This window comes from Streptomyces sp. NPDC002779 (assembly GCF_042888685.1).
Lineage (GTDB): Bacteria > Actinomycetota > Actinomycetes > Streptomycetales > Streptomycetaceae > Streptomyces.
Genome location: NZ_JBIAQC010000004.1, coordinates 1 through 16,902 on the forward strand (window position 1 = coordinate 1; position 16,902 = coordinate 16,902).

Sequence of the window (16,902 nt, forward strand, 5' to 3'; positions counted from 1 at the left end):
ATGTTGCGGGCGTTGATGGGGCTGTTCGAGTCGGGTGTGCTGGAGCCGTTGCCGGTGCGGGCGTGGGATGTGCGCAGGGCGCCGGAGGCCTTCCGGTTCATCAGCCAGGCGAAGCATGTCGGCAAGGTCGCTCTGACCATGCCGGTGCCGGTGGATCCTGACGGCACCGTCCTGATCACCGGCGGGACCGGCACCCTCGGCTCGCTCCTGGCCCGGCACCTCGTGACCGAGCACGGCGCACGGAACCTGCTGCTGACCAGCCGCAGCGGACCGGAGGCACCGGGGGCGCAGGAACTCATCGCTGAGATAGAGGAGTTGGGGGCGGCGATCCAAGTGGCCGCATGCGACGCCGCCGACCGTGATCAGCTCGCCGCCCTGCTGAACGGCCGTACGCTGACCGGTGTCGTCCACGCAGCAGGGGTCCTGGCCGACGGTCTGGTCACCGCGCTCACCCCGGAGGAACTGGCCACGGTCTGGCGGCCCAAGGCACAAGCCGCCCTGCACCTGCACGAACTCACCCAGGACTCCGACCTCGCCTTCTTCGCGCTGTACTCCTCCGCCTCCGGCGTCTTCGGCGGTGCCGGGCAGGCCAACTACGCCGCCGCCAACAGCTTCCTGGACGCCCTCGCCCATCACCGCCGCGCCCAAGGGCTGCCCGCGACCTCCCTGGCCTGGGGGCTGTGGGAGCAGGCCAGTGCCATGACGGGTGAGCTGGACCTCGCGGATCGTCGGCGGCTGAGTCGCAGTGGGTTGGCTCCCTTGTCGTCCGCGGAAGGGCTGGCTCTGCTGGACCGGGCCCTCGCATCCGCCGAGCCCGCGCTCGTGCCCGCCCGCCTCGACCTGGCCGGTCTGCGCGGCTCGGAGACCGTGCCTGCCATACTGCGCGGACTCGTCCGTCCCGCGACCACCCGCCGCACCGCCGACACGACAGCCGGGATGCGCGACGCGGGGTCGGCGCTCACCGAGCGGCTGGCCGGGCTCGGCCGGGCCGAGCGGGAGCGGCATCTGGTGGAGCTGGTGCGCCGGAGCGTCGCGGCCGTTCTCGGCCATGCCTCCGGGCAGTCCGTCGACGCCGAGCGCTCCTTCAAGGAACAGGGCTTCGACTCGCTGACCGCCGTCGAACTGCGCAACCGTCTCGGCACGGCGACCGGGCTGCGGCTGCCCACCGCGATCGTCTTCGACCATCCGACGCCGACCGCGCTCGCCGCCCATCTGTATGAGGCGCTGTTCCCGCGGGACGTGGAGGCTGTTGACGAGGCGCGGACGCGCGTTGCGGCCGTGGCGGGGACGGACGAGCCGATCGCCATCGTCGGCATGGCCTGTCGGTTCCCCGGCGGTGTGGCCTCGCCCGAGGATCTGTGGCGGCTGGTCGCCGAGGGCGTCGACACCATCGGCGGCTTCCCCACCGACCGCGGCTGGGACCTGGAAGGGCTCTACCACCCCGACCCCGCGCACCCCGGAACCGCCTACACCCGACAGGGCGGATTCCTGTACGACGCGGCCGAGTTCGACCCCGACCTGTTCGGGATCTCGCCGCGCGAGGCGCTGGCGATGGACCCGCAGCAGCGGCTGCTGCTGGAGACCACGTGGGAGGCGTTCGAGCGGGCGGGGCTCGCGCCGACCTCGCTGCGTGGCAGCAGGACCGGTGTGTTCGCCGGTGTGGTCGCCACTGACTACGCGGCGCGGCTGGACGAGGTGCCCGACGATGTCGAGGGGTTCCTCGGCATCGGCAACACCTCCAGCGTCGCCTCCGGCCGGCTCGCCTACACCTTCGGTCTGGAGGGCCCGGCCGTCACCGTCGACACGGCCTGCTCGTCGGCGCTGGTGGCGCTCCACCTGGCCGCGCAGTCGCTGCGGAACGGCGAGTGCGACCTCGCCCTCGCGGGCGGCGTCGCCGTGATGCCGTCGCCGTACATGTTCGTGGAGTTCAGCCGGCAGCGCGGGCTCGCCGCCGACGGCCGCTGCAAGGCGTTCTCGGCGGCGGCGGACGGCACTGCCTGGTCCGAGGGTGCCGGGGTGCTCGTGGTCGAGCGGCTGTCGGACGCGGTCCGCAACGGCCATCAGGTGCTGGCGGTGGTGCGGGGTTCCGCCGTCAACCAGGACGGTGCGTCCAACGGCCTTACGGCGCCCAATGGTCCGTCCCAGCAGCGCGTCATACGGCAGGCCCTCGCGGGCGCCGGGCTGGCCCCCTCCGACATCGACGCCCTGGAGGCGCACGGTACGGGCACCGCGCTCGGCGACCCGATCGAGGCCGACGCCCTGTTGGCGACCTACGGGCAAGGGCGGGACGAGGAACGGCCGTTGTGGCTGGGGTCGGTGAAGTCGAACATCGGGCACACGCAGGCCGCGGCCGGTGTGGCGGGCGTCATCAAGATGGTGATGGCGATGCGGGCGGGCGTACTGCCCCGCACCCTGCACGCCGACGAGCCCACGCCGCATGTCGACTGGACAGCGGGCGGGGTACGGCTGCTGACCGAGAAGCGGGAGTGGCCGGCGGACGGCCGTCCGCGCCGCGCCGGGGTCTCCTCCTTCGGGATCAGCGGCACCAACGCGCACGTCATCCTGGAGCAAGCCCCGGAGCCCGCCGGCGCGGTGACTCCGGCCACGGCGTCCCCCGGCACGGTCCCGTGGGTGTTCTCCGGCCGTACGGAAGGAGCCCTCCGGGCCCAGGCCGACCGTCTCGCCGCCTTCGTCGCGGACCGGCCCGAGCTGCCTGCCGACGGCATCGCGCTGTCGCTCGCCGCGACCCGGGCCGCCCTCGATCACCGGGCCGTCGTCCTCGCCGATGACAACGCCGGGTTCGGGCGGGGGCTCGCTGCCGTCGCCTCGGGGGGCCATGCGCCCGAGGCCGTCACCGGTGTCGCCGCGTCCGAGGGTGCCGTCGCCGTCCTCTTCACCGGGCAGGGCGCCCAACGGGTCGGCATGGGCCGTGAGTTGTACGCCGCGTATCCGGCGTTCGCGCGGGCCCTGGACACCGTGTGCGAGGCGCTGGACGCCCATCTGGAACGGCCGCTGCGTGAGCTGCTGTTCGCGGAGCCGGGCAGCGCGGAGGCGGCGCTGCTGGACCGTACCGTGTGGGCACAGCCCGCACTGTTCGCCGTCGAGGTGGCCCTGTACCGGCTGGTCGAACAGTTGGGCGTGCGCCCCGACTACGTCGCCGGGCACTCCATCGGTGAGCTGGCCGCCGCCCATGTCGCCGGGGTCCTCTCGCTGCCCGACGCCGCCGCGCTGGTCACGGCGCGCGGACGGCTGATGCAGGCGATGCCGGAGGGCGGGGCCATGCTCTCCGTGCGGGCGGGGGAGGACGAGGTCCGCGAGACACTTGCCGGGCGGGAAGCCGTCGTGAGTGTGGCCGCCGTCAACGGCCCGGCGTCCGTGGTGATCGCCGGTGACCGGGAGGCCGTCGCCGAACTCGACGCCCTCTGGCGCGAGCGTGGCCGCAAGACGGCGTACCTGCGGGTCAGCCACGCCTTCCACTCCCCGCACATGGACGGCATGCTCGCGGAGTTCGGGACCGTCGCCGCCGGGCTGGAGTACGTCGAGCCCCGCATCCCGGTCGTCTCCAACGTCACCGGCGCGGGCGCGGCGCCGGGTGAGCTGGGCACCGCCGCGTACTGGGTACGGCATGTCCGCGAGCCCGTCCGTTTCCGGGACGGTGTGCGCTGGCTGCGGGACCAGGGCGTGACCACCTTCCTGGAGCTGGGCCCCGACGGCGTGCTGACGGCCATGGCCGACGACTGCCTCACCGAACCCGCCGCGCGCGAGGCCCACGAGCCCTCTACACCTCCCGCGTTGCTGCTCTCCGCCCTGCGCAAGGACCAGCCGGAACCGCGCACGCTGCTGCGCGCCCTCGCCCACCTGTACGTCCACGGCGGGACCGTCGACTGGGCCGCGCTGCACGACGGCGGCGCCGCCCGCCACGTCGAGTTGCCCACCTACCCGTTCCAGCGCTCCCGCTTCTGGCTGGAGTCCGCCCGTACCGGTACCGCCACGGTCGACACCGTGGACGCCCGGTTCTGGGAGCTGGTCGAGAACCAGGACGCGACGGCCCTCGCCGCCACCCTGGACCTCGGCCCGGCCGACGGCGCCGCCGGCCTCGACGCGCTGCTGCCCGCCCTCGCCTCCTGGCGGCGCGGCGAACGGGACCGGTCCACCCTGGACACCTGGCGCTACCGCACGGTGTGGAAGCCCGTCACGGTCCTCGGCTCCGGCCGCCTGGACGGCACCTGGCTCGCGGTACTTCCGGCCGACGACGGTACGTCCGACACGGCATGGGCACGCCTGTCCTACGCGCTGCGCGCCCTCGGCGCCGACGTCGTCGAACTCCGCCTCGGCGCCGCGGCGTTGGGGCTCGGTGCCGAGCACGTCGCGGGGCTGCTGCGGGACGCCGCTCCCCAGGGTGCCTCCGGGCTGGTCTCGCTCCTCCCCGGCGCCCACGGGCTGGGTGCCACCCTCACGCTGCTCCAGGCGCACCTGGCCGCCGGGCTCGACGCCCCGCTGTGGTGCGTCACCCGAGGTGCCGTCGCCGTCACCCCCGACGAGCGGATCACCGACCCCGCCCTCGCCCAGGTCTGGGGCCTCGGCCGGGTCTTCGGTCTGGAACACGCCCCGCTCTGGGGCGGCCTCGTCGACCTCCCGGCCGAGGTCGACGAGCGGGCCGCGGCCCGCCTCGCCGCCGTCCTGGCCGGCACCGACGGCGAGGACGAGTGCGCCGTCCGCGCCGCAGGGACCTTCCTGCGCCGCCTCACCCGGGCCGCCACCACCGGGGCCCGGGCGGCCACCACTGGCACTCGGACCGCCGTCCCCGGCGCCCGGACCGACACCACCGGCGACCGGACCGAGACCACCGGCCCCCGCGCCGCCGCCACTGGCACTGGGGCCGCCACCGGCGCCCCGACCGAGACCACCGACTCCCGCGCTGCCATCACCGGCGCCCCGACCGAGACCACCGGCCCCCGCGCCGCCGCCACTGGGGCCGCCACCGGCGCCCCGACCGAGACCACCGACCCCCGCGCTGCCATCACCGGCGCCCCGACCGAGACCACCGACCCCCGCGCTGCCATCACCGGCAACCCGACCGAGACCACCGACACCCGGGCCGCCGCCACCCCCGCCGCCACCACCCACTGGCAGCCCCACGGCACCGTCCTGATCACCGGCGGCACCGGTGGCCTCGGTGCGCACATCGCGCGCTGGCTGGCCCGGAACGGCGCCGAGGACCTCGTGCTGACCAGCCGCCGCGGCCCCGACGCGCCCGGCGCCGCCGAACTCGTCGCCGAACTGACCGCCCTCGGCGCCCAGGTCTCCGTCGTCGCCTGCGACATCGCCGACCGGGACGCCGTCGCCGCGCTCCTCGACACGCTGCCCGGACGCCGTCCCCTGAGCACGGTCGTCCACGCGGCCGGCGTCGGCCACTTCACCGCCGTACCGGAGCTGACCCAGGAGCAACTCGCGGACGTGCTGGCCGCCAAGGCGGACGGCGCTGACCACCTCGACGTCCTCCTCGGCGACCGGGACCTGGACGCGTTCGTGCTCTTCTCCTCCATCGCCGGTGTCTGGGGCAGCGGCCACCAGGGCGGGTACGCCGCCGCCAACGCCCACCTCGACGCCCTCGCCCAGGACCGGCGCGCCCGCGGCCTCGCCGCCACCGCCGTCGCTTGGGGCGCCTGGGCCGACGGCGGCATGGCCGACGCCGAGATGACGGCCCACCTCGAACGGCGCGGCATCCGCACGATGCGGCCCGAGCTGGCCCTCGCCGCTCTCCAGCAGGCCCTGGACCGGGGCGACACCGCCGTCACCGTCGCCGACGTCGACTGGGAGCGTTTCGTCCCCGCGTACACCGCCACCCGGCACCGCCCACTCATCAGCGAACTCCCTGACGCACAGCCCTACTTGACGGGCCCGGAGGGCGACCCGGCCGGCGCCGCCGACAGCGACCTCGCCCGCAGGCTCGCCGGACGCACCCCCGATGAGCAGGAGCACCTGCTCATCGAGACCGTCCTCACCGAGGTGGCCGCCGTCCTCGGCCACAGCGGCACCGCGAACCTCCAGCCCGCGCGCGCCTTCAAGGACCTCGGCTTCGACTCGCTCACCGCCGTCGAACTACGCAACCGGCTCACCGCCGCCACCGGGCTGCGCCTGCCGTCCACCCTGATCTTCGACCACCCGACGCCGACTGCCCTCACCGCCCACCTGCGCGGCGAACTCCTCGGTGCCACCGCCGACGCGACCCCGGCCGCCCCCACCACGGCGGCGGCGCCCGACGAGCCGATCGCCATCGTCGGCATGGCCTGCCACTACCCGGGCGGGGTCACCTCGCCGGAGGACCTGTGGCGGCTGGTCGCCGAAGCGGGCGACGCCATCGGCGCCTTCCCCGCCGACCGAGGCTGGGACATCGACGCCCTGTACGACCCCGACGGGCGCCGCCCCGGCACCTCGTACATCCGCGAAGGCGGCTTCCTACACGACGTCGCCGGATTCGACGCCGAGTTCTTCGGGATCTCGCCGCGCGAGGCGCTCGCCATGGATCCGCAGCAGCGGCTGCTGCTGGAGCTGTCCTGGCAGGCCCTGGAACGCGCCGGACTGCCCCCGACCGGGCTGCACGGCTCCGCGACCGGCATGTTCGTCGGCTCCAACGGCCAGGACTATGCCACCCTCCTGGGCCGCGCGCCCGAAGCCGTCGCCGGATACCAGGCCACCGGCAGCGCCGCCGCCGTCGTCTCCGGCCGGGTCGCCTACAGCCTCGGCCTCGAAGGCCCGGCGGTCACCGTCGACACCGCCTGCTCCTCCTCCCTGGTCGCCCTGCACATGGCCGTCCAGTCGCTGCGCAACGGCGAATGCGAACTGGCGCTCGCGGCCGGTGTGACGGTCATGTCCACGCCCGGCCCGTTCGTGGAGTTCAGCCGCCAGCGGGGCCTCGCCGCCGACGCCCGCTGCAAGCCCTTCGCCGAATCGGCCGACGGCACCGGCTGGTCGGAGGGCGCCGGTGTGCTCGTCGTCGAGCGGCTGTCCGACGCGGTCCGCAACGGTCACCAGGTGCTGGCGGTCGTCCGCGGCTCCGCCATCAACCAGGACGGCGCCTCCAACGGCCTCACCGCGCCCAACGGCCCCTCCCAGCAGCGCGTCATACGGCAGGCTCTCGCGAGCGCCGGACTCACCCCCGCCGACGTCGACGCCGTCGAGGCGCACGGCACCGGCACCACCCTCGGCGACCCCATCGAGGCCCAGGCGCTGTTGGCCACCTACGGACGGGCCCGGGACGCCGAACAGCCGCTGTGGCTCGGCTCGGTGAAGTCCAACATCGGCCACACCCAGGCCGCCGCCGGTGTCGCCGGTGTGATCAAGATGGTGATGGCGATGCGGGCGGGCGTCCTGCCGCCGTCCCGTCACGCCGGGGAGCCCACCAGCCACGTCGACTGGTCCGACGGCACCGTCGCCCTCCTCGACCGGGCGGTGCCCTGGACCGAGGGCCGCACCGGCCCGCGCCGGGCCGGAGTGTCCGCGTTCGGCATGTCCGGCACGAACGCCCACGTCATCCTGGAGGAAGCCCCGCCGGGCACCGCGTCCCGTCCCGTGGTCGTCGCCGGGCCCGCCGGACTGCCCGGTTCACACGTCCTCCCGTTGGTCGTCTCGGCCCGTACTGCCGAGGCCCTGACCGCCCAGGCCGCCCGGATCGCGGACGTCGTGGCAGCCGGGACGGACCCGGCCGACACCGGCTGGAGCCTGCTCACCACACGCTCCGCCCTGGAGCACCGCGCGGTGGCGTGGGGCGCCGAGGCGGGCGAGCTGACCGATGCCCTCCGGGCGCTGGCTTCCGGTACGCCCTCCGCACACGCCATCACCGGCACCGCCTCCGAAACGGGCGGCGGAACCGTCTTCGTCTTCCCGGGGCAGGGGGCGCAGTGGCTGGGAATGGGGCGGGGGCTGCTGGAGTCCTCGCCGGTGTTCGCGGCGCGGATCGGGGAGTGCGAGAGCGCGCTCGGGCCGTACGTGGACTGGTCGTTGACCGAGGTGCTGAAGGGCGACGACGACGCCTGGATGGAACGGGTGGACATGGTCCAGCCCGTGCTGTGGGCGGTCATGGTGTCGCTGGCTGCGGTGTGGGAGTCGTTCGGTGTGACTCCGGCGGCCGTGATCGGTCACTCGCAGGGGGAGATCGCCGCGGCTGCGGTAGTCGGTGCGCTGAGCCTGGAGGACGCCGCCCAGGTGGTCGCTCTCCGATCGGCTGCGATCCGGGACGAACTGGCCGGTCGTGGCGGGATGCTGGCGCTGGCGACCGGCCCGCAGCAGGCATCGCAGTGGGTGTCGTCGTTTGGCGAGCGGGTCTCGATAGCCGTCTTCAACGGTCCCGATGCCACGGTCGTTGCCGGTGATCCGGAAGCCTTGGAGGAGATCGCCTCGGTGGCGGAGGCCGCTGGTGTGCGGGCACGGCGGGTCCCGGTGGATTACGCCTCGCACTCCGCGCATGTCGAGGACATCAAGGCCAAGCTCCTCGACGTCCTGTCGCCGGTGACACCGCAGACCTCCCGCATCCCGGTGATCTCCACCGTCACCGGCGAGGTGTTGGACACGACGGCCATGAACGCCTCGTACTGGTACGAGGGCCTGCGCCGTCCGGTGCGCTTCACCGAGGCCGTCCAAGTAGCCCTGCAACAAGGCAATTACACCCTCATCGAGGTCAGCGCCCACCCCGTGCTCACCATGGGCGTGCAGGCCATCGCCGAGGCGGCGGAACAGCCGGTCACGGTCGTAGGCACCCTGCGCCGGGACGAGGACGAGAACGCCCGCTTCCTCGCGAGCGCGGCCGAACTCTGGGTCCATGGCGCCGACATCGACTGGTCCGCCGTCTACGCCGGGCGCCCCGTCAGCCGCGTCGATCTGCCCCCGTACGCCTTCCAGCATCGCCGCTACTGGCTGGAGCCCAGCGAGGACACCGCGGCCGACACCAGTCGTGGCGGCACCCTGGACTCCGCGTTCTGGGAGGCCGTCGAGAGCCAGGACATGGACGCTCTCTCCGGGGCGCTCGCTCTCAACGGTCAGCGGGACGCCTGGCGGGAGGTGTTGCCGGAGCTGGCCTCCTGGCGGCGCCGGCACCGTGAGCTGTCCACCGTGGACGGCTGGCGCTACAAGGTCGCCTGGAAGCAGCAGGCCGACCCCGCTGTACCGGCCGCGCTGTCCGGCCGCTGGCTGCACCTGGCCCCCGAGGGCGCCGGGGACGACTGGTGCACCGGTCTCACCGCGCTGCTCACCGGGCGCGGCGCCGATGTCGTGACCGTGCCCGTGCCGGTCGGTGGCGCCGACCGCGGCCTGCTGGCGCGGCTGTTGGGCGAGGCGGTCGGTTCGGAGGGGGTGACCGGGGTGTTGTCCACCCTGGCGCTGGCCGACGTGCGGTCCGTCGAGGGGCAGCCCGTGGTGGCCGAGGGCGTGGCAGCCACGCTCGCGCTGATACAGGCGGTCGCCGACACCGGGCTGTCCGCCCGGGTCTGGTGCGTCACCCGCGGGGCCGTCGCCACCGGCTACGGAGACGAGATCACCCACCCCGTCCAGGCCGAGGTCTGGGGCATGGGCCGGGTCGCCGCGCTCGAACTGCCGCAGCAGTGGGGCGGCCTCCTCGACCTGCCCGCCGACCTCGACGACGAGCGGGTCCGCCGCCGGATCGCGGCCGTGCTCGCCCAGCGCGACACCGTCGAGCACGACCAGGTCGCCGTCCGGCCCGGAGGTCTGTTCGCCCGCCGGATGGTGCCCGCGCCGCTGCCCGCCGACGGGCCGGTCCGGGACTGGAAGCCGCGCGGCACGACCCTCGTCACCGGGGGCACCGGACTGCTGGGCGGCATCCTCGCCCGCTGGCTCGCCCGCAACGGCGCCGACCACCTCGTCCTCACCAGCAGGCGGGGCCCCGAAGCCCCAGGAGCCGCCGAACTACGGTCGCAGTTGGAGGAGTTGGGCGCCAGGGTCACCATCGCGGCCTGCGATGTCACGGACCGCTCCGAACTCGCCTCGCTCATCGGCGGGCTGGACGCGGCCGGTGACGAGATCCGTGCCGTCTTCCACACCGCCGTCCGCTACGAGCTCGGCGCCCTCGCCGACACCACCCTTGCCCAGTACGCCCACGTCATCGACGCCAAGATCACCGGCGCCCGGATGCTCGCCGAACTGCTCGGCGAGCGGGAACTGGACGCCTTCGTCGTCTACTCGTCCGTCGCCGCCCTCTGGGGCAGCGGTGACCACGGCGCCTACTCCGCCGCCAACGCCCACCTCGACGCCTGGGCGCAGGGGCAGCGGGCCCGCGGGGTGCCGGTCACCGCCGTCGCCTGGGGCATCTGGGACGCCGTCAACGAGTGGGACAGCCAGGACGCCGCAGAACGGCCCGTCCTCAACCGGCGCGCCCAGCGCCAGGGCCTGCCGCTCATCGACCCCGAACTCGCCCTCACCGCCTTCCAGCAGGTCCTCGACCACGACGAGGTCAACATCGCCGTCGCCGACGTCGAATGGGAACGCTTCACCCAGCTCTTCACCTACGCCCGCACCACCCACTTCCTGGACGACCTCCCCCAGGCCCGGCCCCACCTCCCCACCCCCGGACAGACCGCCCCCGCCCCCGGCGCGGACACCTCCGAACTCCGCGCCCGCCTGCGCGCCCTGCCCGCCGGTGAACAGGAGCGTGAGCTCCTGGAGCTGGTACGGAGCCAGGCGGCGGCCGTCCTCGGCCACAGCGGCCCGGCGACCATCGAACCGACCCGCGTCTTCCGCGACCTCGGCTTCGACTCCCTGACCGCCGTCGAGCTGCGCAACCGCCTCGGCGCCGCCACCGGCCTCGCCCTCCCCACCACCCTGGTCTTCGAATATCCCACCGCCGACGCCGTGGTCGCTCTGCTCCGCGACGAGATGGCACTCGACGGCGACGCCCCGGGCAGCGGAGACGTGCTCACCGAACTCGGGCGACTCGAAGAGGCGTTGGCCGCGGCCACCCCTGATACCGACACCCGGCTCAAGCTCACCCGGCAGCTCCAGACCCTGCTGCTGCGGCTGAACGACGACGCGGCAGGCACCACCACCACCGGCACCGACACCACCGACGAAGGGGACCTCGAAGCGGCGACCGCCGACGAGATGTTCGCACTGATCGACCGCGAATTCGGTACCTCCTGACACCCGCTCCGGCCCGACCACCCAGCAACAGTGGAGATGTCGACGATGGCGCAGAACGAAGCGAAGCTCCTCGAATACCTCAAGCGGGTGACCACTGACCTCCGCCACACCCAGAACCGCCTCGCCGCCGTGGAGGAGAAGGACCGCGAGCCGATCGCCATCGTCGGCATGGCCTGCCGCTACCCGGGCGGCATCACCTCGCCCGAGCAGCTGTGGCAGCTCGTCACCGAAGGCGGCGACGCCATCGGCGGCCTCCCCGCCAACCGCGACTGGGACCTGGACAACCTCTACGACCCCGACCCCGACCGGCACGGCAAGAGCTACGTCCGCGAGGGCGGCTTCCTCCACGACGCCGACCGCTTCGACGCCGCACTCTTCGGGATCTCGCCGCGCGAGGCGGTGGCCATGGACCCGCAGCAGCGGATCCTGCTGGAGGTCGTGTGGGAGGCCTTCGAACGGACCGGGATCCCCGTCACCTCCCTGCGCTCCACCGCCACCGGGGTGTTCGTCGGCTGCAACCCGCTCGACTACCGCTCCGGCATCCACCAGGTCCCCGAAGGCGTCGAGGGCCACCTCGTCACCGGCAGCGCCAGCAGCATCGTCTCCGGCCGGATCGCCTACACCTTCGGCCTCGAAGGCCCCGCCGTCACCCTGGACACCGCCTGCTCCTCCTCGCTGACCGCCCTCCACCTCGCCGCGCAGTCGCTGCGCGGCGAGGAGTGCGGCCTCGCGGTCGCCGCGGGCGTCGCCATCATGTCCACCTCCGACGAGTTCAGCGGCTGGAGCCGCCAGCGCGGACTCGCCGCCGACGGCCGCTGCAAGGCCTTCGCCGCCGACGCCAACGGCATGGGCCTGTCCGAGGGCGCCGGCGTCCTCGTCCTGGAACGGCTCTCCGACGCCCGCCGCAACGGCCACCGGGTGCTGGGGGTCGTCCGCGGCTCCGCCCTCAACCAGGACGGCGCCTCCAACGGCCTGACCGCCCCCAGCGGCCAGGCCCAGCAGCGCGTCATCCGGCAGGCGCTGCTGAACTGCCGCCTCAATCCGGCCGACGTGGACGCCGTCGAGGCACACGGCACCGGCACCCCGCTGGGCGACCCGATCGAGGCCCGGGCCCTGCTCGCCACCTACGGCCAGGGCCGGGACCCCGACCGTCCGCTGCTGCTGGGGTCCATCAAGTCGAACATCGGCCATGCACAGGCCGCGGCCGGTATGGCGGGCGTGATCAAGATGGTGATGGCGATGCGGGCGGGCGTACTGCCCAAGACCCTGCACGTCGACGAGCCCACCCCGCACGTCGACTGGTCCGCCGGAAGCGTCTCCCTCCTCACCGAGCCGATGCCCTGGCCCGCGACGGGCCGTCCGCGGCGCTCCGCCGTCTCCGCGTTCGGGATCAGCGGGACGAACGTCCACGTGGTGCTGGAGGAGGGTCCGGCAGAGCCCGTCGAGCCGTCATCCGCCCCGGCTGAGGTCGGCGGGCTGCTGCCGTGGGTGCTGTCGGCCGGTTCGGCGCAGGCGTTGGTGGCGCAGGCCGAGCGGTTGTCCGGGGTGGTCGGGGCGCTGGATCCGGTGGATGTGGGGTGGTCGCTGGCGACCGGTCGGGCCGGGTTGGGGCATCGGGCGGTGGTGTGGGGGCGGGACCGTGCGGAGTTGACGGCGGGGCTGGCTGCCGTGGAGTCCTCCGGCGGGACGGTGGACGGGCGCCTCGCGCTGCTGTTCACGGGGCAGGGGTCGCAGCGGGCGCGGATGGGCGCTGAACTGGCCGCCGAGTTCCCGGTGTTCGCGCGGGCGCTGAACGAGGTGTGCGCCGGGTTCGAAGGGCTGCTGCCGGGGTCGCTGGTGGAGGCGCTGTCGGACGAGACGGGCGGGCTGCTGGACCGGACGGTGTTCACACAGGCCGGGCTGTTCGCGGTCGAGGTCGCCCTGTACCGGCTGGCGGAGTCCTGGGGCGTGTGTCCCGACTTCCTGATGGGGCATTCGGTCGGTGAGCTGGTCGCCGCGCATGTGGCGGGCGTGTTCTCGCTGGAGGACGCCTGCCGGCTCGTCGCGGCACGCGGGGGACTGATGGACGCGCTGCCCGGGGGCGGGGCGATGCTCGCGGTGCGCTCGGGCACTTCCCAGGTGCGCGACGTCCTCGCCACCCTCGGCAACGCGGTCGACGTGGCGGCGGTGAACGGGCCGACGTCGGTGGTGGTGTCGGGCTCGGTGTCGGATGTCGAGGCGGTGCGCGAGCGTTTCGACCTGGCAGGCATCAAGACCCGGCGGCTGACCGTCTCGCACGCCTTCCACTCCTCGCTTATGGAGCCCATGCTGGGCGAGTTCGAGCGGGTCGCCGCCGAGGTCGCGTACGCCGAGCCGCGCATCCCCGTCGTCTCGAACGTGTCGGGCCGGGTGGCGGGCGACGAGATACGCACCCCCGAGTACTGGGTCCGGCACGTCCGGGAGTCGGTGCGGTTCGCGGACGGCATGGCGTGGCTGGCCGGGGCCGGGGTGAGCAAGTTCCTGGAGCTGGGCCCGGACGCCACGCTCACCGCGATGGGCGCCGAGAACGTGGAGGGCCTGTTCCTCCCGGCCACGCGCCGGGGCCACGGCGAGGTGAAGACGTTCACGCAGGCGGTGTCCCGGCTGTGGACCAGCGGCGTCGACGTCGACTGGGCCGCCCACTTCACCGGGCGCGATCCGCACCCCGTCGACCTGCCCACGTACCCCTTCCAGCGTGAGCGCTACTGGCTCCAGGTCCACGACGGCTCCGGCGACCCCGCCGGACTCGGCCTCGCCGCGGCCGGTCACCCCTTGCTGGGCGCGGCCGTGCGCCTCGCCGCGGACGGCGGTGCCGTGCTGACCGGCCGCCTCTCCACCCGGACCCACCCCTGGCTCGCCGATCACGCGGTGGCGGGGACTGTGCTGCTGCCGGGGACGGCCTTCGTGGAGCTGGCGGTGCGTGCCGGTGACGAGGTCGGTTGCGGGAGTGTGCGCGAACTGACGCTTCAGGCGCCCCTGGTCCTGCCTGAACAGGGTGGTGTGCAGATCCAGGTCGTCGTCGGTGCCCCCGAGGAGGACGGGCAGCGCTCCCTCGCCGTCCACTCCCGTCCCGAGGACGCGGGCCCGGACGCCCCCTGGACCACGCACGCCGAAGGCATCCTGGCCGACGCCCAGGACACGACCCCCGCCGACCTCACGGCCTGGCCGCCGGACGGCGCGGAGCCGGTCGACGTCACCGGCTTCTACGCCGCCGCCGAGACCGCCGGTTACGGCTACGGCCCCGCCTTCCAGGGCATGACCGCCGCCTGGCGCAGGGGGGAGGAGGTCTACGCCGAGATCACGCTGCCCGAAGCCGTCCGCGCGGACGCCGACGCCTACGGCCTGCACCCCGCCCTCCTCGACGCGGCCCTGCACCCGCTCGGCGTCCTCGCCGACGCCGAGACCCACACCATCCGCCTGCCCTTCGCCTGGCGGGACGTCACCCTGCACGCCGCCGGAGCCGGACAGCTCCGGGTGGCCCTCACCCCCGGCGGCCCCGACGGCACCTCCCCGGCCGTCACCGTCGCCGACCCGACCGGCCGCCCGGTGCTCACCGCCGCATCCCTCACCCTGCGCCCGCTGCGCCCCGACCAGCTCCCGGCCGCCCCCGTCCATGGCGACCGGCTCTTCCGCCTCGACTGGCAGCCCCTCGACACGACCCTGCCCGAGACACCGCACGACGAGGCCTGGGCGACCCTCGGCCCCGACCCGCTGGCCCTCGCCGCGGGCCTGCAGTACGCCGGTACGACCGTCTCCGCGTACCCGGACCTGGCCGCGCTGACCGCCGTACTCGACGCGGGCGTCCCCGCGCCCCCCGTGGTGCTGCTTGCCTGCGCCGCTCCCGCCGACCCGTCCGCGCGTAACGCCGAAACCGCGCACGACGCCGAGACCCCCCACGACGCCGAAACCGCGCACGGCGCCGTCCGGACCACCCTCGCCACCCTGCGCGCATGGCTCGCCGACTCACGGCTCGCCGAGACCCGCCTGGTCCTCGTCACCGCCGGCGCCGTCGCCACCCGTACCGGCGAGGACGTCCCCGACCTCGCCCACGCCCCGCTGTGGGGCCTCGTCCGCACCGCCCAGAGCGAGCACCCCGACCGCTTCCTCCTGGTGGACGCCGAGGACGCCACCGGGGCGGAACCCGAGCTGCTGGCCGACGCGGTACGAGCCGCCCTGGCCGCGGGGGAGCCGCAGGCCGCCCTGCGCGGCGAGCGCGTCCTCGTGCCCCGCCTCGCCCGCTGGACCCCCACCGGTCCCGACGACCGCACCTCCCCCTGGCGCACCGAGGGCACCGTGCTCATCACCGGCGGCACCGGCACGCTCGGCACCTTGGTCGCCCGCCACCTTGCCGGGCACCACGGCGTCCGCAGGCTCCTGTTGACCAGCCGCTCCGGCGACAACTCCCCCGGGGCGGACGCCCTCGTGGCCGACCTGGCCCGGCTCGGCACCGACGCCGAGATCATCGCCTGCGACGTCGCCGACCCCGGCGAACTGGCCACCCTCCTCGACAAGATCCCCGCCGAGCACCCGCTGACCGCGGTCGTCCACGCCGCCGGAGTCGTCGACGACGCCGTCCTGACCGCCCTCACCCCCGACCAGGTGGAGGCCGTGCTGCGCCCCAAACTGGACGCCGCCCTCACCCTCCACCACCTCACCCGCGACCTCGACCTGTCCGCGTTCGTCCTGTTCTCCTCCACCGCCAGCGTCTTCGGCGGCCCGGGCCAGGCCAACTACGCCGCCGCAAACGCCTTCCTGGACGCGCTCGCCCATCACCGCCGCGCCCACGACCTGCCCGCCACTTCCGTCGCCTGGGGCCTGTGGGGCGAGACCAGCGGGATGACCGTCCGCCTCGACCAGGCGGACCTGGACCGCATCACCCGCTCCGGGCTCGCCCCGCTCTCCTCCCCGGCGGCCCTCGCCCTCCTCGACACGGCGAGCGCCGGCGGCGACGCCCTGCTCGTCGCCGTCGAGATCTCCATGGCCACCCTGCGACGGAACGCCCAGGCCGGCATGGTGCCCCCCATCCTCGGCGGCATCCTCCCCACCCCGCCCCGGCGCGCCTTTGCCCGCGCCACCGACACCGGCGGCCCGAGCCTCGCCCGGCAACTCGCGGGCAAGGACGCCAAGGAACGCCTCGCCCTCTTCCAGGAACTGGTCCGCGGCCATGTGGCCGAAGTGCTGGCCCACGGCAGCTCCGTCGAGGTCGCCGTCGACGCCGACCGCGACTTCAACGACCTCGGCTTCGACTCGCTCACCGCCGTCGAACTCCGCAACCGGCTCGGCACCGTCACCGGACTGCGCCTGCCCACCAGCCTCGTCTTCGACTACCCCAGCCCCCGCGCGCTCGCCGCCCACCTCAACAGCCGACTCACCCCCGAGGACGAGGGGCAACCCACCGCCCTCGGTGAACTGGAGCGGCTGGAGGCGGCCCTGGCCGCCGCCCCGCCCACCGCCCGGGGCCGCTCCGCGCTCCTCAAGCGCCTCCAGTCACTGGTCTGGCGACTGGAAGCCACCGACGAGGACGACAGCCCCGAAGCGCCCGACGGCACCCCCCTGGGCGCCGGGCCGCAAGCGACCGCCTCCCTCGACACCGCCACCGACGACGAGATGTTCGCCCTGATCAACAAGGAACTCGGCCTCGGCTGACCACCCCGAGCACCCCCGCTCCCCAGCGCCCGCCCCAACCCCTCCTGGAGACAAAGGCAGATGTCCGGCAACGAAGCCAAGCTCCGTGAG

The 16,902-nt window shown here is 74.3% G+C and carries 1 protein-coding gene and 1 pseudogene; both read left to right on the top strand.

Annotation, left to right across the window (positions count from 1 at the left end):
- Positions 1-144 precede the first annotated feature (144 nt).
- The gene (locus tag ACFYW5_RS12995; protein WP_389417464.1) at positions 145-11,148 is read left to right on the top strand and encodes a type I polyketide synthase; all 11,004 of its coding nucleotides are present in this window, start codon (positions 145-147) and stop codon (positions 11,146-11,148) included.
- Between the two features lie 93 nt (positions 11,149-11,241).
- Positions 11,242-16,812: pseudogene (locus ACFYW5_RS13000) on the top strand (SDR family NAD(P)-dependent oxidoreductase); the annotation flags it as partial.
- Between the last annotated feature and the right edge of the window lie 90 nt (positions 16,813-16,902).